Origin of the sequence: Halomonas marinisediminis (assembly GCF_004347715.1) — a bacterium.
GTDB classification, from domain to species: Bacteria; Pseudomonadota; Gammaproteobacteria; order Pseudomonadales; family Halomonadaceae; genus Halomonas; species Halomonas icarae.
On record NZ_SLTR01000884.1, the window covers coordinates 1 to 219 of the forward strand.

Below are 219 nucleotides of genomic sequence, written 5' to 3' on the forward strand. Positions count from 1 at the left end.
GTCATATATAGATGCAAATTGGGTAGACAACAGCACAGGTTTTGCTGCCAGTATCTTTGGTGGTTTTGAATACCCAATAACCAACAGTATTCGTTTGACGACTCAAGCCCGCTGGCTGGGCACTGTGGTCGACAACGATACCGCAGCGGCTTGTAACTTACCGTCAAGTTCAACGAACGGTTGCATCGTTCAGTTCAAAACCGATTGGATGAACCAATT

At 46.1% G+C, this 219-nt stretch carries 1 protein-coding gene; it reads left to right on the forward strand.

All coding sequences use genetic code 11. The features are described 5' to 3' along the window. A partial coding sequence (locus E0702_RS19895; protein ID WP_205742189.1) for a hypothetical protein occupies positions 1–219 on the forward strand: 219 nt, incomplete at both ends.